Source organism: Flavobacterium anhuiense, assembly GCF_004151235.1.
Classification (GTDB): domain Bacteria; phylum Bacteroidota; class Bacteroidia; order Flavobacteriales; family Flavobacteriaceae; genus Flavobacterium; species Flavobacterium anhuiense_A.
The window spans coordinates 1-15,826 of the sequence record NZ_JUIV01000032.1; the positions used below are offsets into that span (position 1 = coordinate 1).

The 15,826-nt window shown below is 32.0% G+C and carries 20 protein-coding genes; 17 read left to right on the plus strand and 3 right to left on the minus strand.

The window, feature by feature from the left end:
- Window positions 1-155 precede the first annotated feature (155 nt).
- The 16 genes from NU08_RS21680 to NU08_RS21755 all read left to right on the plus strand — a co-directional run bounded on the left by NU08_RS21680 (window position 156) and on the right by NU08_RS21755 (window position 11,089).
- On the plus strand, window positions 156-470 hold the full coding sequence (locus NU08_RS21680) for a GIY-YIG nuclease family protein (RefSeq protein ID WP_129749124.1): 315 nt from the start codon (window positions 156-158) through the stop codon (window positions 468-470).
- 100 nt (window positions 471-570) lie between these two features.
- Window positions 571-1,116 (plus strand): hypothetical protein, encoded by a 546-nt coding sequence (locus NU08_RS21685; protein WP_165352500.1) that lies wholly within the window; start codon window positions 571-573, stop codon window positions 1,114-1,116.
- A gap of 168 nt (window positions 1,117-1,284) precedes the next feature.
- Window positions 1,285-1,806 (plus strand): hypothetical protein, encoded by a 522-nt coding sequence (locus NU08_RS21690; protein ID WP_129749126.1) that lies wholly within the window; start codon window positions 1,285-1,287, stop codon window positions 1,804-1,806.
- A gap of 36 nt (window positions 1,807-1,842) precedes the next feature.
- A complete protein-coding gene (locus tag NU08_RS21695) occupies window positions 1,843-2,295 on the plus strand; it encodes a hypothetical protein (protein WP_129749127.1) in 453 nt (150 codons plus the stop codon).
- Between the two features lie 52 nt (window positions 2,296-2,347).
- Entirely contained in the window at window positions 2,348-2,878 is a 531-nt protein-coding gene (locus tag NU08_RS21700) for a hypothetical protein (protein WP_129749128.1), read from the plus strand.
- Window positions 2,879-2,959: 81 nt separating this feature from the next.
- A complete protein-coding gene (locus tag NU08_RS21705) occupies window positions 2,960-3,325 on the plus strand; it encodes a hypothetical protein (RefSeq protein WP_129749129.1) in 366 nt (121 codons plus the stop codon).
- A gap of 236 nt (window positions 3,326-3,561) precedes the next feature.
- A complete protein-coding gene (locus NU08_RS21710; RefSeq protein WP_129749130.1) occupies window positions 3,562-4,119 on the plus strand; it encodes a hypothetical protein in 558 nt (185 codons plus the stop codon).
- 31 nt (window positions 4,120-4,150) lie between these two features.
- Complete coding sequence (locus tag NU08_RS21715; RefSeq protein WP_129749131.1) at window positions 4,151-4,615, plus strand: DUF1572 domain-containing protein; 465 nt, start codon at window positions 4,151-4,153, stop codon at window positions 4,613-4,615.
- A 19-nt stretch (window positions 4,616-4,634) separates the two neighbouring features.
- The gene (locus tag NU08_RS21720) at window positions 4,635-5,345 is read left to right on the plus strand and encodes a M949_RS01915 family surface polysaccharide biosynthesis protein (protein WP_129749132.1); all 711 of its coding nucleotides are present in this window, start codon (window positions 4,635-4,637) and stop codon (window positions 5,343-5,345) included.
- A 106-nt stretch (window positions 5,346-5,451) separates the two neighbouring features.
- Window positions 5,452-6,639: a hypothetical protein gene (locus tag NU08_RS21725; protein ID WP_129749133.1), complete on the plus strand. Its 1,188-nt coding sequence runs from the start codon at window positions 5,452-5,454 to the stop codon at window positions 6,637-6,639.
- Window positions 6,640-6,793: 154 nt separating this feature from the next.
- Window positions 6,794-7,120: an ArsR/SmtB family transcription factor gene (locus tag NU08_RS21730; protein WP_008462100.1), complete on the plus strand. Its 327-nt coding sequence runs from the start codon at window positions 6,794-6,796 to the stop codon at window positions 7,118-7,120.
- Window positions 7,110-7,607, plus strand: coding sequence for an SRPBCC family protein (locus NU08_RS21735; RefSeq protein WP_129749134.1), 498 nt, complete (start codon window positions 7,110-7,112; stop codon window positions 7,605-7,607). Before NU08_RS21730 ends, NU08_RS21735 begins: the two co-directional genes overlap by 11 nt.
- A 47-nt stretch (window positions 7,608-7,654) precedes the next feature.
- Entirely contained in the window at window positions 7,655-8,155 is a 501-nt protein-coding gene (locus NU08_RS21740) for an SRPBCC family protein (RefSeq protein ID WP_129749135.1), read from the plus strand.
- Between the two features lie 107 nt (window positions 8,156-8,262).
- Window positions 8,263-8,649 (plus strand): hypothetical protein, encoded by a 387-nt coding sequence (locus NU08_RS21745; protein ID WP_129749136.1) that lies wholly within the window; start codon window positions 8,263-8,265, stop codon window positions 8,647-8,649.
- Window positions 8,649-9,512, plus strand: a complete 864-nt coding sequence (locus NU08_RS21750) for an alpha/beta hydrolase (protein WP_129749137.1) — start codon at window positions 8,649-8,651, stop codon at window positions 9,510-9,512. Before NU08_RS21745 ends, NU08_RS21750 begins: the two co-directional genes overlap by 1 nt.
- Window positions 9,513-9,862: 350 nt before the next feature.
- Window positions 9,863-11,089 (plus strand): outer membrane beta-barrel protein, encoded by a 1,227-nt coding sequence (locus tag NU08_RS21755; protein ID WP_129749138.1) that lies wholly within the window; start codon window positions 9,863-9,865, stop codon window positions 11,087-11,089.
- A 62-nt stretch (window positions 11,090-11,151) separates the two neighbouring features.
- On the opposite strand, the gene NU08_RS21760 is transcribed toward NU08_RS21755, so the two are convergent.
- The 3 genes from NU08_RS21760 to NU08_RS21770 form a co-directional block, all read right to left on the minus strand.
- Window positions 11,152-12,687, minus strand: coding sequence for a YifB family Mg chelatase-like AAA ATPase (locus NU08_RS21760; protein WP_129749139.1), 1,536 nt, complete (start codon window positions 12,685-12,687; stop codon window positions 11,152-11,154).
- 82 nt (window positions 12,688-12,769) lie between these two features.
- Window positions 12,770-13,129, minus strand: a complete 360-nt coding sequence (locus tag NU08_RS21765; RefSeq protein ID WP_129749140.1) for a hypothetical protein — start codon at window positions 13,127-13,129, stop codon at window positions 12,770-12,772.
- An 83-nt stretch (window positions 13,130-13,212) separates the two neighbouring features.
- Window positions 13,213-14,187, minus strand: a complete 975-nt coding sequence (locus tag NU08_RS21770; protein WP_129749141.1) for a Gfo/Idh/MocA family protein — start codon at window positions 14,185-14,187, stop codon at window positions 13,213-13,215.
- Between the two features lie 316 nt (window positions 14,188-14,503).
- On the opposite strand from NU08_RS21770, the gene NU08_RS21775 reads away from it, so the two are divergent.
- A complete protein-coding gene (locus NU08_RS21775) occupies window positions 14,504-15,820 on the plus strand; it encodes an ammonium transporter (RefSeq protein ID WP_119789633.1) in 1,317 nt (438 codons plus the stop codon).
- Window positions 15,821-15,826 lie beyond the last annotated feature (6 nt).

The following is a 15,826-nucleotide window of genomic DNA, read 5'->3' on the forward strand; positions in this document are numbered from 1 at the left end:
TTAAAGTTAAATTTTGTTACCGAATTATCTAACCTTTACAATTTCGACGAAGGAGAAATCTTCGCAAGTAACTCCACAAAGCATATTAAAAACCTAATACTAAAAGAAAGAAAAATTTTAAATAAATTTTATCTTTAGCATCAAAAAAAAAAAAAATGCTACATCAAGAAGGCTATCATACTTACTACATATACATTCTCACGAATAAATACAAAACCGTTTTCTACACAGGAGTTACAAATAACTTAAAAATTCGTTTGAGTCAGCATAAAGAAAATAACGCAAATGGAAGCAAAAATTTTACATCAAAATACAATGCTACATTCTTACTATATTTCGAAAAGTTTGCTTGGATTCAAGAAGCCATTGCTCGCGAAAAAGAAGTAAAAGACTGGCGCAGAGAGAAGAAAATCGAATTAATAAAAACTATTAATCCTGATTTGGATTTTTTGAATTATTTATTTGAATAACGTTTCCAATCTTTGTAGAGCTACTTGCGAAGATTTCTCCTTCGTCGAAATGACAAGATTGTGGATAAACTTTACGCAATCAAAACAAAAAAATTATTTAATGCCTAAACAAATGGACTTTGAAGTACTTAAAATACGAAAAATAGACTCTTCAACTGGAAATTTCAAATTACATGAAGATTACATTCTTTCTTATGATCATTTTGATGGTTGGTCAGAAAGATTATTGAGTTTAGGGATTTATGTAGATATCATTTTTGAATGTAAAGTTCGATTACATTTTCTTGATAAAAATATGGCACGAATTGAGAAACAATTTGAATGCGAAATACCACCTGAAATTAAGACCTCAATTTTAGGGATTATAAATCTTGACCAAATAGTATTAAAACATTACTATGCAGATATGTTTTTAGAAGATGAAACTAGACAAAATTATGTTATTAACCATTCTGGAAAATCACATAACATTACCATAGGGACTTTGCTCAAAAAATTGCAACCAGAAAACTCATCCGAAGAATTATTTTTTAATCTAATAGATCTTTTCAAAAAATGGCGAGAAGAATTTTATCATGAATGCTTAAAGGAATTAGCACCATCCGATCAAATTCCTATCAATGAAAAGCGGAAACGAAAAAGATAAAAGTTTTCAAAAGCATAAATTAAATTATCATGCTAGTACTAGCGTCTCGCTCGTGAACATAATCTAAGTAAATTAACAACCGAAAGACTTTGCGGGCATATGCGAGACACTCGTGCTAGCAACAGTTTTTTTTATAATATGAACTTTAATTTAGTAATCCATTTCTAAATGAAAAAACTTCAATTCCTTTTTATTGTTTTTCTATTGCCCTTCTTATTATTATCACAAAATAAAATCTCCAAATCTGAAGTTCAAAAAATAATTAAAGAAAGTCAAATACAAAAGAAAAATGGTCGGATTAGTTTGCCTTCAATCAAATCATGGAAATTTAATAATACTGATAGTTTATATTTTAAAAGCGATACGTTAATTGCAATTCAAAATAAGACAAATACACAAAATGATTTTTGCGAATTTATTGATTGGACTTTTTACAGAAAAAATGCATTTATTTTAGGTAATACTTCCTACTGTGAAGAACCACATTCAAGATTAGTTACAAAATATCCTGAAGATTATTTTTATATTGCAGTATATCAAATTGAAAACAGAACAATGATTGATATGCTAAGAAACGATAAAATGATTGTTGATTCATTTAATGTAATAGAAATAGAAAACAATGATGAGTTTCTAAAAATTAAATTAGTTCGAAGATTTATTCCTCTACCTTATAATAATAAAATTTAGATAAATTTACATCCCAAATCAAATCCCAAAAATCAAATGAAACCTACAATCCTACTATCAACGCTATTCCTATTATTTGCAACCAATTCATTCAGCCAAACCCTAGCCGATTTAAAACTAAAACCAAAAGAAATTCCGAAAGGCGGTTATATGGTAAGCGACGGGAATGTTTGCATTACGCCACAAGCCTGTAGTTTTTATAATGATATTGAAACCTACAGCAATATTGTTGGAACTGTAAAAAGTAAAGCCATTCAGAGTTTTAAAAGCAAAGCAGATCGCGGTTCTATTATGTATTTTGAATTTGATCATGTTTTTAAGGGCGATCGTTTTCTGCAAGGTTTACTTTGGGGAAAAGCAGGCGAACCAACAGATGAACATCCGGAAGAATATGTTGTAAAAGGAAAATTTCTAATCATTTGGAGTTTGAAGGCAGATAGTCCGCTAAAGGAAAAATCGGAAACCAAAATAGAAACGCTTTTGCCTTAAAATTCTAACTAAAGTTTTTTACACCTTTCAAAACATTAGAAATAAACTAAACATGAAAAAAATACTTTTTATTCTTATATCTCTTTTAGCGGTAAGTTGCAGCAATGACGATAAAACTCCTGAAACCGATAAAACTTCTATCAATTTAGTCACTGGAATTAATGTCAGAAATACTGCAGATGATACTGGACTATATTTAGGGAATCCAAATACTTTGGCTAATCAAAAGTTTGTCCTTTATCCAAATCCTGCAAACGAAACGGTTTACATCTTAGCGGAACAAAATGTTACAAATGTATGGATTGTACCTGCAACTGCAGAAAAAATTTATCAGGATTTCAACTTTAGCAGTATTTTGAACAACAATTTGTACAGCGAGCAATCTATTATTTCAAATTCAAACCTTTCGCTTAACGGATTATCCACAAATAACCCTAAACTGAATATAAGTACTCTTGCAAAAGGATATTATAAAGTTTTCATTAAAAGCGGAGGCGTAATTTACTGGGATAATTTATACAAATATGAAAGTAACGGAAATAACGAAGAGCAATTTAATACCATTAAAAATTTTTGGAAATAAATCTAAAAAAACCTTAACGGCATTTTAAGACTTTAAGCACTATCTTCGTATTTAAAAAATTATCATATTAAACAATACAAAATGAAACCGCAAATAAGAATCCTGATTTATTCTATCCTCTTCTTTTTATACCTTACTTCTACGCATCTTCTGCTTGAATTAAACGAAAAGTTTAAAGGTGATCCTTTTGTAACTTTAGGAGCTGGTTTCGGTATTTTGAATCTTATTTATGCTTTTACAGCTTTAAAATGGAAACCTTTGCTTAATGCACTTTGCGCTGTCGGAATTGCAGCTTTAGCAATGTTTCTCGCTTTACAGTTTACCAATTTACATTTGTTTGTCAATTACGATCCTTATCAGGTTAAAACGGCCATTTTTGCTAATGCTATTTTCTCAATTATCTTTTGGGAGATTGTATATCAAGTCAAGATTAGAAAATCTAAATAAACAAATTTTCAATTGCCTCCAGCTTTAGCTGGAGATTCATAAAAAGTCTCAAAAGGGCTTTAGCCAAATTAATATTTTTTGGCTAAAGCCCTTTCTTTTCAATACACTCCACCTCCAGCTAAAGCTGGAGGCAATTCATAATATCATTTATAAGGATAATATTCAACAATACATAAAATTGTATAAATTCGTACGTAATTTTTTATATTAGCATTTTAAATTTATCTAAGCCTAATATGAAAATTAGAACTCTACTCCTTTTATCATTACTAACTATTTCTTGTAAAAAGGAAACAAAAACAGAATCAGAAACTTCTAAAATTGCGTCAAAAGATTCTTTGGAAGTAAATGAAAAGAAAGAGCCAGAAACACAAAAAACAGATACGATTGTACTTTCCACAAAACATAAAACCAATAAAATCTTATGCGATCTTGACGGAGATAATCTAGAAGAAACTGTAGAAATCTTTAGAAGCACAAACAACCAAAAAAGCGGTTTCAAAATCACTTACGGAAACGGAAAAAGAACTGATTATTTAGGTTTTGGAAATGATATTTTAGGACAAGGTTTTGACGAAATTGATTGGGCAGGAATATTTGAAAAAGCGCCTAAAAATGAGTTTTACTTTAACAATGTAAATGAAAATGGCGATATTATTGGCGAAGAACAAGTTGCAGAAGAAGACAAAATAAAACTGCCAAATGACGGAATCTTTATTCATGCCGAAGAAAGCTGCGGAGGCGGTGTTATTTATCTGAAAAACGAAAAATACGAGTGGATTCAGCAGGAATAAACTTTTAATAGTAACTCTTAAATTACTAAATATGAAAAGTACAACAGAAATTGCTAATCGTTTCAGAGAAGTTATTTTAAACGGAACTTGGATTGCAAACACCAATTTTAAAGATCAGCTAGAAAATCTGGATTGGAAAATTGCAGTCAGTCCGATTCAAAATTTAAATACGATTGCAGCTCTGGCTCAGCATATTCATTATTATATCAACGGAATCAATCAGGTTTTTAAAGGCGGAACGCTTGATATCAAAGATCAATTTAGTTTTGACTTTCCTCCTATTCGTTCGCAAGAACAATGGAACAATTTTCTAACTAAATTTTGGAATGATGCTGAAACATTTGCCTCTTTTGTAGAACAAATGCCTCACGAAAACCTAGATGCTGTTTTTGTAGATGCAAAATACGGAACTTACAAAAGAAACATCGAAGCTATGATTGAACATAGTTACTATCATTTAGGACAAATTGTGCTGATCAAAAAACAACTCACTTAAAATTACATACACGCCTTTTATGAAAAAAATTACAATTTTATTATTATTTATTGTTTTGTTTTCGAACTGTAAACCAGAGAAAAAAGATGACGTAAAAACTGCCGTTTCAAATGAAAAACCTTCAACGGAAGAACCTTTTGTCTTAACAGTAGAAAAAATCGATTCTACTCAATTTCCAACTTCAATAAAATACGAAGGTTTTATAAAAAATGCTGTTCGATGGAAAGATAAATTGGGCGATAATATTGTAATTACTACAGAAACAGGTTATCATATCAACAAAAAATTTACGCACGAAACAGAAGGTTCAGATGCTGAATTATTTGGGTGTCATTTTATAGTTTCAGGCAATGAAGTGAAGCAAACTTGGAAAGTTTACGATTACATTTCAGATTGCCCAGTAGACATTGTAGCTTCATTTGTAAAAAACACTTTTCAAGTTACAGATTTAGACAAAAATGGAATTGCCGAAACTTGGCTCATGTATAAAACAGTTTGTCACGGCGATGTTAGTCCTTCTGACATGAAGATTATTATGTATGAAGGGAATACAAAATATGCCATGCGTGGCGAAAATAAAGTTGCTGTTGGTATAGATGATAATGGCAAAAAACAGTTTGAAGGAGGTGAATATAAACTGGATGAAAACTTTAAAAAAGGCCCAAAAATCTTTAAAGATTTTGCTCTGAAATTATGGAGTGATAATGCAATTGAAACTTGGGAAAATTAATTTTTTCTTACACATCAAAATCTCCATCCTGCTCCTCAAATAAATTAGAAAAGGCATAGTTGTTGAAAGTTAAAAAAGATATATTTACACCTTCAAAAAACACACTATGCAAAAAATTACTTTTTTATTTTCTATATTGTTTTTAGCTTTTTCATCTTGCGGGGTAAAAACAACACAATCAATGCTTAGCGATGGAAACTACGACGGCGCAATTGACCGCGCTGTTGAAGCGCTTCGCACCAAAAAAGATTCTAAAGGAAAACAAGATTATGTTTATTTATTGGAAGAAGCTTTTGCAAAAGCCAAAGATCGTGATCTTCGAAATTTGGAAATGCTGAACAAAGAAAACAATCCTGCCAATACAGAACGCATTTATAATACTTATTTACAGCTAAATAATCGTCAGGAAAAAATTCGTCCATTATTGCCTTTGCCTTTATTGAAGCAGGGAAAAAATGCTTATTTCCCATTTGATAATTATTCGAATGAGATTGTAAATAGCAAAAATGCACTTTCGAAATATTTATATGAAAACGCTTCATCACTTTTAAAATCGAATAACAAATTAGATTTTAGAAAGGCGTATGACGATTTTGCCTATTTGGAAAGCATTAATCCTGGCTACAAAAACACTAAAAAACTGATGGACGATGCTCAGTTTAAAGGAACTGATTTCGTTGATGTTTATGCTAAAAACGAAACCGAAATGGTCATTCCGAAAATGCTTCAGGATGATTTATTGGATTTTAAAACCTACGGATTAAACGATAAATGGACGGTTTATCATAGCGCAAGACAAAAAAATGTGAATTATGACTATAGTTTAATTTTAAGTTTTAGACAAATTGCGATTTCACCAGAACAAATTAAAGAGAAGGAATTTGTGAAAGAAAGACAAGTTAAAGATGGTGTAAAAACACTTTTAGACAGTCGCGGAAGACCTGTAAAAGACAGTTTAGGCAAAGAAATAAAAGTAGATAATTATAAAACGCTTCGTGCAACAGTTTACGAATTTAGACAATTTAAATCTTGTCTGGTAACGGCAAAAGTGGATTATGTAGATTTGAAAAGCAATCAGTTGGTACAGACTTTCCCGATAAGCAGCGAATATGTTTTCGAGAATATTTATTCTACTTACAAAGGAAATAGAAATGCCTGCGATGATAATTATCTGGCGTATTTTGACAAACGTGCTGTTGCGTTCCCAAACAACGAACAAATGGTTTACGATACAGGCGAAGACTTGAAAGCCAAGTTGAAAGATATCATTGTAAAGAATAAATTTAGACGCTAATTATATAACACGATTATAAAGAAAAGACGCATTTTTGATGCGTCTTTTTTTGTTTAGAATATTCTAATTTAAAAAAAAATCGCGTTTTTTTATTGCGCAACCAAAAAGTTGCGTATATTTGCAACTGATTAGTTGCGAATAAATATTCAGAAAAATGAAAAGAGATATTTTTCAAGCTATTGCCGATCCGACGAGAAGGGCAATATTAGTTTTGATTTCTTCAAGCGCATTAACCCCAAATGCTATTGCAGAGCAGTTTCAAACTACAAGACAAGCGGTTTCTAAACACATTAAAATATTAAATGAATGTGATTTATTGGAAGAAAAGAAATTGGGCAGAGAAATTTACTATCAGCTCAAAATTGAGAAAATGAAAGAAGTTGATCAATGGCTGGAGCAATTTAAAGCAATTTGGGAACAGCGTTTTAGCCAATTGGATCAAGTATTACTAAACTTAAAATCTAAAGAAAATGAAGACTGATTTATTAATGATTTTTTCTGTAGACAAGGAAAATAAAAGAGTGAATGTAAAACGTGAATTCAATGCACCATTGTCAAACGTTTGGTCTGCATGGACAGAACCTGAAATTCTAGATTTATGGTGGGCACCAGCTCCGTTTAAATCTAAAACCAAAACCATGGAGTTTAAAGAAGGCGGACGAAGATTGTATGCTATGGTTGGCCCTGATGGTACAGAACGCTGGAGTTATTTTGAATATTCTTCGATTTCTCCTAAAACAAACTTTAAACATTCTGCTACTTTTTCTGATGCCGAAGGAAATGCAAATTCAGAATTTGGAAGTTCGTATTGGGACATTTCTTTTTCTGAACAAGATAGTTCAACAATTGTTGACATTTTGATTAGACGCGACAGTTTGGAAGAACTTGAAAAAATTATCGAAATGGGATTCAAAGAAGGATTCACATCTGCAATGGAAGGTTTAGACAAAATCTTAGCCGAAAAATAAAACCATTTCTAACAAATTACTATTAACGAATTTAAAATCTAAAGAAAATGAAATCAAATCTTTTAATGAATTTTACTGTTGATAAAGAAAATAAAACTGTAAACGTAAAGCGCGAATTTAATGCTTCGCTGCCTCAAGTTTGGTCTGCATGGACAGAACCTCAGATTCTAGATTTATGGTGGGCTCCTGCTCCGTGGAAATCTAAAACAAAAAGCATGGATTTTAAAGAAGGCGGACGCAGATTGTATGCCATGCTTGGACCAGAAGGAGAAGAACATTGGGCAATTGCCGATTTTACTTCAATTAGTCCGAAAACTAATTTTAAATATTTAGATGCTTTTAGCGACAGCGAAGGGAATTTAAATAAAGAATTTCCGCGCTCTGACTGGAATGTGACTTTCTCTGAAAAAGACGGATCTACTTTTGTTGATGTTGTCATCAAACACGAAAAACTATCTGATTTGGAAATGATCATTCAAATGGGATTCAAAGAAGGTTTTACCATTGCAATGGAAGGTTTAGATGCTATTTTTGCTGAAAAAAAATAAAAACCAAACAATTAATATCATTTGTTAAATCCTGCATTTTTGCAGGATTTTTTTGTATTTTCGATCAGAAAATTAAATTTCGATTCTAAAAACTAAAAAAAACACAAATGATGAAATTCTTCACTTTCCTCTTTTTGTCCATTTCAGCTGCTGTTTTTTCTCAAAACAGATACGAGCTTTCCGATGAAGGACAAGACAAACTCTATCTTTCTGATTCTATTTCAAATCTTGCCAAAGCTGGAAAAATTACAGATCGTCCAATGGTTGTTGTCGATGGAATTACTCACCGTTATGAGGATCTAGAAAAAGAAAAACTTGCTCTTTCGAAAATTGAAATTGCCAAAATTATTGCTCTTCAAAAACAAACTGGCATTAATATTTATGGAAAGTCTGGAGAACCAGGCGTTTTAATTGTTACAACAAACAGAAATAGTTACTACAAGCCAGAACAAGAAGTAAAACAAGAATCAATGCCACAAAATTTCAAAAATTAATGACCAAATTTATTACCTTCGCCTTTTTACTTTTTTCTTCTACTTTCGCATTCAGCCAAAAGAATAAAGCCAAAAACATAGAAACTTCAAAGCCTTTTGTTTTAGGTGTAATCGAAGAAATTCAATCCAAAGAATTAAACGAAAAAAGAATTTTAAACATTTATCTTCCTGAAGGCTATAATCTAGCAGAAGACACAAAATATCCTGTCATTTATTTATTGGACGGTTCTGCCGATGAAGATTTTATTCATATTTCTGGGCTAGTTCAGTTTAATAGTTTTGAATGGATCAATCAGGTTCCAAAATCAATTGTAGTAGGAATTGCTACAGTTGACAGAAAAAGAGATTTCACTTTTCCTACTACTGTTGAAAATGATAAAACTCGCTTTCCTACAACTGGACATTCTGATCAGTTTATTGCTTTTATCGAAAAAGAATTGCAACCATTTATTGAGAAAAAATACAAAACAAATGATTCTAAAACCATCATCGGCCAATCTCTCGGCGGATTATTAGGAACCGAAATCCTGTTTAAAAAGCCGACTCTTTTTAATAAATATGTTATTGTAAGTCCGAGTTTATGGTGGAACAATGGCTCTTTGCTAAGTTTAGATTCTGAAATGCTGAAAGAAAATTTCAATCAGCAAACTGAAATCTATATTGCTGTTGGCAAAGAAGGATTAGCTCCAACAGCAATTCCGCATGTCATGGAAGTTGATGCTAATTTACTAGCTGAAAAACTAAAAGAATCGAAAAGTAAAAGTGTAAAAACGTATTTTGATTATTTCCCAGAAGAAAGCCACGGATCGATTCTGCACACAGCTGTTTCTAATTCTTTTAAATTCTTTTATCCTCGCACTTAAATGAAAAGATAATCTGTTTTGTAAAAACAATACGTTTTGTTTAGCCAAAAAATCATAAAAGAAACTATCTCTTTTATGATTTTTTGTTTTAAAAAACAATAATAATATCTGTAAATCAAACGAGAATAAAATCAAAAAAAGAATAGGAAACCATACACGTAAAAAAAAAAACAACACTACGGTTTCCCGTAAAGATCATAGACCCTTATCTAATATATTTGCCTCAAAAAATTATAACCTATTTAAATTAATCTACCCTAAACCCAACTCTTTTTAATCTCAATTATAAAAAATAATCCCTTTAAATACTAAATCAAAATAAAACAAATCTATATAACCTATTTAATTTAATGAAAAAACAAATTTTATTTATTGCTTTAACTTTACTCTTTACTATTAAAAATTATTCTCAAATAGCTTTCGAAAAAGGATATATTATCTCAGGGAACAATCAAAAAACAGAATGCTTAATTGAAAATATAGATTGGAAAAACACTCCAACCAATTTCAGATACCGTCTTTCTGATGGCTCACCAATTATAGATGCAGATATTAAGACTGTAAAAGAATTTGGAGTTTCTGGTCGAAATAAATTTATACGATCAATTGTAAATATAGATCGATCTACAAAAAACTTGCAAAATATGACTAAAGATAAAAATCCTATTTTTCGAGAAGAAAATCTATTTCTACAGGTACTTATGGAAGGAAATGCTTCTTTGTACTTGTTTGATGACGGAACTGTTAGACGTTTCTTTTACAAAATGAATGATTCTGAAATTAAACAGCTTGTCTATAAAACTTACTTTGCAAGTGACGACCAAATTGCTAAAAATAATCAATTTAGAGAACAGCTTTATCTTGATTTGAAATGTGACAATATTCAACAAAACGAATATGAAACATTAGCCTATACTAAAAATGCTTTAATGCGCATTTTTACAAAATACAATAAATGCACAAATTCTGAATTTGTTGATCTTGACGTAAAAGAAAAGAAAGACTTATTCAATCTTACACTTAGACCTAGATATAATAACAGTTCGTTATCTTTGGAAAATAATGTTTTTGAAGGAATGAATTTTGATTTTGGAGGAAAATCAAGCTTTAGTTTAGGAATTGAAGCAGAATTTATTTTACCATTTAATAAAAACAGATGGTCTATTATTTTTGAACCTACCTACCAATATTACAAAGGAGAAGAAACAATACAAAACTCTCAGGTTGTTGGCGAAACTTTAATAGGTAAGGTAGATTACAAATCAATTGAATTACCGATTGGCCTTAGACGTTACTTCTTCATTAATAAAAATGTCGAAATATTTGCTAACGCGTCTCTTGTGGTAGACTTAAGCAACAACTCTAAAGTGAGCGTAACGAGAAATGATGGATCTGCTATAAACAATTTGGATGTAAAATCAGGCTTCAATTTGGGATTTGGCTTAGGATGCAAATTCTTAGATAAATTTAGTGCAGAACTAAGATATCAAACTCCTAGAGGCGTATTGGCTGAAAATCCAAATTGGAGCTCTTCTTACCAAACCACTTCTTTAATTGTTGGGTATTCTTTCTTTTAATTTAGCTAATTAAATATGCCAATTGGGAATCTTCTCAATTAGCATATTTAATTATAATAAAATTACCCCAACCACCCTTCTCGATCCAAACTTCTATATTGAATTGCCTCAGCAATATGAGATGAAACAATATTTTCTGAATGATCTAAATCAGCTATGGTTCTCGAAACTTTTAAAATTCTATCATAAGCACGTGCAGAAAGATTAAGTCTTTCCATGGCTGTTTTTAGTAATTCTTTTGAAGGTTCGTCTAAAACACAATACTCTCGAATCAGCTTACTGCTCATTTGTGCGTTGTAGTGAACATTTTCAACGGTTTCAAATCGTTTGGTTTGAATTTCTCTTGCTGCTGTAACTCGCTTACGAATTTCTACACTGCTTTCCGCTTTTCGCTCGTCTGATAATTTATCAAACGGAACTGGTGTAACTTCTATATGTATGTCAATTCTATCCAATAAAGGTCCAGAAATTTTACTCATATAACGCTGCATTTCATGCGGTGAAGAAGTATTCGGCATACTCGGATCATTAAAAAATCCGCTTGGACTTGGATTCATACTTGCCACCAGCATAAAAGACGATGGATAAGTAATCGTAAACTTGGCACGCGAAATTGTTACTTCACGATCTTCTAAAGGCTGGCGCATTACTTCCAGAACATCACGTTTAAATTCTGGCAATTCATCCAAAAACAAAACACCATTATGCGCCATCGAGATTTCTCCTGGTTGAGGATAACTTCCGCCACCGACCAAAGCCACATTAGAAATAGTATGATGCGGACTCCTAAATGGTCTTTGATTCATTAATCCGACTTCTTTTAATTTTCCTGCAACGCTATGAATTTTAGTAGTTTCCAAAGCTTCACGCAAAGTCATAGGCGGTAAAATGCTCGGAACTCGTTTTGCCAGCATCGTTTTTCCTGCACCAGGCGGACCAATCAAAATAATATTATGGCCGCCAGCCGCCGCGATTTCCATACAGCGCTTAATGCTTTCTTGTCCGCGGACATCTGAAAAATCATGTTCGGGAAAATCAAGCGTTTTATAAAATTCTGCTCTTGTGTCAATAACAGTCGGCTCTAGCGTTCCCTTTCCATTAAAAAAATCAACTATTTCTTGAAGATTAGAAACACCGTACACATCTAAACCTGCTACAATTGCTGCTTCTTTTACATTTTGAATAGGAAGAAAAAATCCTTTATAACCTTCTTCTTTGGCTTTAATTGCAATAGGCAAAGCACCTCGAATAGGCTGTAAACTTCCATCGAGAGAAAGTTCACCCATAATAATATATCGTTCAATTTCCGGCGCTTTAATCTGATCTGAACCAACCAGAATTCCCATAGCCAATGTCAAATCGTATGAAGAACCTTCTTTTCGAAGGTCGGCAGGCGCCATATTGACTGTAATTTTCTTTCCCGGAAAATTAAATCCGTTATTTTTTAAAGCAGCCGCTATTCTAAAACTGCTTTCTTTTATAGCATTATCTGGAAGTCCAACTAAATGATAACCAATTCCTTTGTCCATATGTACCTCAACTGTAATCGTCGTAGCTTCAACTCCAAATACGGCACTTCCGTAAACTTTTACTAACATAAATAAATTCTTATAAAAAAGTAAAAGTATTTAATTAAATGCGAGTAAAAAATACAATTTGTAAATATTTTACTACTTTAAATTATAACGCTCTATTCATATCATTTTCTTTATCTAGCCATTTTTGATCATTTAGGTCTTTTTCATATTCAGATGTTCCTATAAAACCATATTCTTCAAGCTTTTTCAAATATGGAGTATAATCAAAAAATGGTTCGTTCCACCCTTCTGTTTCCCAAATACTATCAACTACTGACGCCAACCATCTTGGTGGTGGATTATATTTCTTAAAATAAGCAATTCTTTTATCAGTTGTTTGACAATTTTCTTCAAACCAAATATTAAAGACAGTCACAAAATTCATCACCACTTCCATATCTCCAAACAATACTGTAAGGATGTGAATCTGGTTTATAAATCCAATGTGGAGGCACCTCCCCATACTTCTTAATAAACTCATTTATTTTATTCACCAGAAATTCTGTTTTTTCAATCATATAATTATATTATTACTAAAATGAATGCTTAAAATGGAAGTTTTATTTGAGTTTTAATCTCCTCCACTATTCTGCTCAAATCCAAACTATTCTGATGTGACCAAAGTTTACTTTCAATTTCATTGTTCAAAATACAATTTTGACATTCGATTATTTCATGAGAATATCCTTTTCCTAAAGCTGGAAAAGTAAAAGTAGCTTCTTTTTCTTCATTTATAAATAAAGAATAACCATCGGCAACAAACCATGGAGCGTTTAATTCTATTCGACCTTTTGTTCCTGAAATAATAGCTTTCATATCAGATTCAGAAACTATAGAAGCGTGTAAAATAGATTGAGCTGTTTCGTATTGCAAAATCATAGAAGTCTGCAGATCAATATCATTTTTATGTTTGATTGCTTTTGCTGCAATCTCTTTTGGTTTTCCTAAAAGTATATAAGACAGAAATAAAGGATAAACACCAATATCAAATAAAGCTCCTCCACCCAATTCTTTATCAAAGAGTCTTTTGTTTTCTGTTTCACTTCCGTGAAAAGCGAAATCGGCTTTTATATAATTTACATCTCCAATTATTCCATTGTCAATTTTCTGAAGAAGATTTTGAATTGAGGGAATAAACCTTGTCCAAAAAGCTTCCATAAAAAACACATTGTTTTTTTTAGACGCTTCTATCATTCTCTCTGCATCTTGATAAGACAAAGCCATTGGTTTTTCGCATAGCACATGTTTGCCTTTTCCTAGTGCTTTTATAGATAATTCAGCATGCAAATTATGAGGAGTTGCAATGTAAACAATTTCAACTTCCGAATCTTCAAAAAGTAAATCATAAGAATTGTACATTCTTAAAGCATTAAATTTTCCTCCAAACTCTTCGGCTTTAGTAAAATCTCTAGATGCAACTGCCGTCAGTTCAGCATTTTCAATCAATAAAAGATCCGATGCAAACTGGCTTGCTATATTTCCCAATCCTACTATTCCCCATTTAATACTTCTATTTCTCATCCTTATATTATAATCATCAAATTTGTTAAAAAGATTAAAAAATATCCATTACAACATCCAACAGACGTTTTTTAAACAACAAATATCTATTATCCTACAAAAAATAGCAATCAATTACCCCAAAAATTATCAAAAATCACAGTAAGTGAAAAAAAAATGTTGCCAAATTGTAAATTTTAAGTTTGTTTTAAGAAATTCACGCAAAATGATAGGGGTTAAATTTTAAATTTAACAAAAATCAAACATCAAACCCTATTTTTTTAGGGGGTATTAAATCATTTTATACTTTTATAAAAAATTTTAAAACTAAATAACTATGCGAAAAATTATTTTAAGTGTGATTCTTATCACGATTTTAGTCCTAAGCTTTATTTCGAACTTTATCATTGCAGACAACCCAATTCCTGCAGAAGCTGTAAAGTTTGATACGGGAGATACTGCCTGGATGATCGTTGCAACTGCTTTTGTATTGCTAATGACTCCTGGATTAGGATTCTTCTACGGAGGTATGGTAGGTAAGAAAAACGTAATTAGTACTATGCTTCAAAGTTTTATGGCTATGGTAATTGTTACTATACTTTGGACTGTTGTTGCTTTTGGATTGGCTTTTGGACCAACAATTGGAGGAATTATCGGAAACCCGTCTGAGAATTTGTTCTTTGCAGGAGTTGGAACTAATACAGCTTGGAGCCTTGCACCAACTATTCCATTTATATTATTCGCATTATTTCAGGCAAAATTCGCTATCATTACTCCTGCTTTAATTACAGGTGCTTTTGCAGAACGTATTCGTTTCTGGGCTTATTTGTTATTCATGGTTTTATTTATAATTATAATATACGCACCACTTGCTCACATGACATGGCATCCTGATGGAGTTTTCTTCAAAATGGGAGTTCTTGACTTCGCTGGAGGAACGGTAGTTCACATGAGCGCTGGATGGGCTGCATTGGCTGGAGCTATTTTCTTAGGAAAAAGAAAAGTTCAAAAAGTTAATCCTGCTAGAATTACTTATGTATTATTAGGAACTGGTTTACTTTGGTTCGGATGGTTTGGTTTCAACGCTGGATCTGCTTTAGGAGCAAATGGTCTTGCTGCTCAAGCTTTAGGAACAACTACTGTTGCTGCTGCCGCTGCTGCAATGGCTTGGGTTTTCCTTGATAAAATTTTAGGACATAAATTATCTGCTCTTGGAGCTTGTATCGGAGCGGTTGTAGGTCTTGTTGCTATTACACCAGCTGCCGGATTTGTAAGCATTCCTCACGCAATCTTTATTGGTTTATTCTCTGCAATTGTAAGTAACATTGTTGTGAGCAAATTCCCTAAAGGAAAAATCGACGATGCTCTTGACGTATTTGCTTGTCACGGTGTTGGAGGTATGGTAGGTATGCTTTTAACTGGTGTTTTCGCATCAAAAGCGATCAATCCTGCTGTTGGAGACAATCAAGGTTTAATCTTCGGAACTCCAACTTTATTCATTAACCAATTAACTGCTCTTGTTGTTGTTTCAATCTTCGCTTTTGTTGCTTCTTATGCTTTATTCTTCATCGTAAACAAAATCACTCCACTAAGAGTTACAGAAGAAAAAGAAGAACTAGGATTAGACATCTCTCAACACGGAGAATTCTTATAAGAAATT

Bases quoted from the DNA above. Each gene is read 5' to 3' on its own strand.
- NU08_RS21735 (WP_129749134.1), top strand. From the start codon at position 7,110: ATGAAGACTGATTTATTAATGATTTTTTCTGTAGACAAGGAAAATAAA.
- NU08_RS21680 (WP_129749124.1), top strand. From the start codon at position 156: ATGCTACATCAAGAAGGCTATCATACTTACTACATATACATTCTCACG.
- NU08_RS21760 (WP_129749139.1), bottom strand. From the start codon at position 12,687: ATGTTAGTAAAAGTTTACGGAAGTGCCGTATTTGGAGTTGAAGCTACG.
- NU08_RS21720 (WP_129749132.1), top strand. From the start codon at position 4,635: ATGAAAAAAATTACAATTTTATTATTATTTATTGTTTTGTTTTCGAAC.
- NU08_RS21755 (WP_129749138.1), top strand. From the start codon at position 9,863: ATGAAAAAACAAATTTTATTTATTGCTTTAACTTTACTCTTTACTATT.
- NU08_RS21745 (WP_129749136.1), top strand. From the start codon at position 8,263: ATGATGAAATTCTTCACTTTCCTCTTTTTGTCCATTTCAGCTGCTGTT.
- NU08_RS21715 (WP_129749131.1), top strand. From the start codon at position 4,151: ATGAAAAGTACAACAGAAATTGCTAATCGTTTCAGAGAAGTTATTTTA.
- NU08_RS21765 (WP_129749140.1), bottom strand. From the start codon at position 13,129: ATGGGGAGGTGCCTCCACATTGGATTTATAAACCAGATTCACATCCTT.
- NU08_RS21710 (WP_129749130.1), top strand. From the start codon at position 3,562: ATGAAAATTAGAACTCTACTCCTTTTATCATTACTAACTATTTCTTGT.
- NU08_RS21685 (WP_165352500.1), top strand. From the start codon at position 571: ATGCCTAAACAAATGGACTTTGAAGTACTTAAAATACGAAAAATAGAC.
- NU08_RS21695 (WP_129749127.1), top strand. From the start codon at position 1,843: ATGAAACCTACAATCCTACTATCAACGCTATTCCTATTATTTGCAACC.
- NU08_RS21725 (WP_129749133.1), top strand. From the start codon at position 5,452: ATGCAAAAAATTACTTTTTTATTTTCTATATTGTTTTTAGCTTTTTCA.
- NU08_RS21730 (WP_008462100.1), top strand. From the start codon at position 6,794: ATGAAAAGAGATATTTTTCAAGCTATTGCCGATCCGACGAGAAGGGCA.
- NU08_RS21705 (WP_129749129.1), top strand. From the start codon at position 2,960: ATGAAACCGCAAATAAGAATCCTGATTTATTCTATCCTCTTCTTTTTA.
- NU08_RS21690 (WP_129749126.1), top strand. From the start codon at position 1,285: ATGAAAAAACTTCAATTCCTTTTTATTGTTTTTCTATTGCCCTTCTTA.
- NU08_RS21740 (WP_129749135.1), top strand. From the start codon at position 7,655: ATGAAATCAAATCTTTTAATGAATTTTACTGTTGATAAAGAAAATAAA.
- NU08_RS21750 (WP_129749137.1), top strand. From the start codon at position 8,649: ATGACCAAATTTATTACCTTCGCCTTTTTACTTTTTTCTTCTACTTTC.
- NU08_RS21700 (WP_129749128.1), top strand. From the start codon at position 2,348: ATGAAAAAAATACTTTTTATTCTTATATCTCTTTTAGCGGTAAGTTGC.
- NU08_RS21770 (WP_129749141.1), bottom strand. From the start codon at position 14,187: ATGAGAAATAGAAGTATTAAATGGGGAATAGTAGGATTGGGAAATATA.
- NU08_RS21775 (WP_119789633.1), top strand. From the start codon at position 14,504: ATGCGAAAAATTATTTTAAGTGTGATTCTTATCACGATTTTAGTCCTA.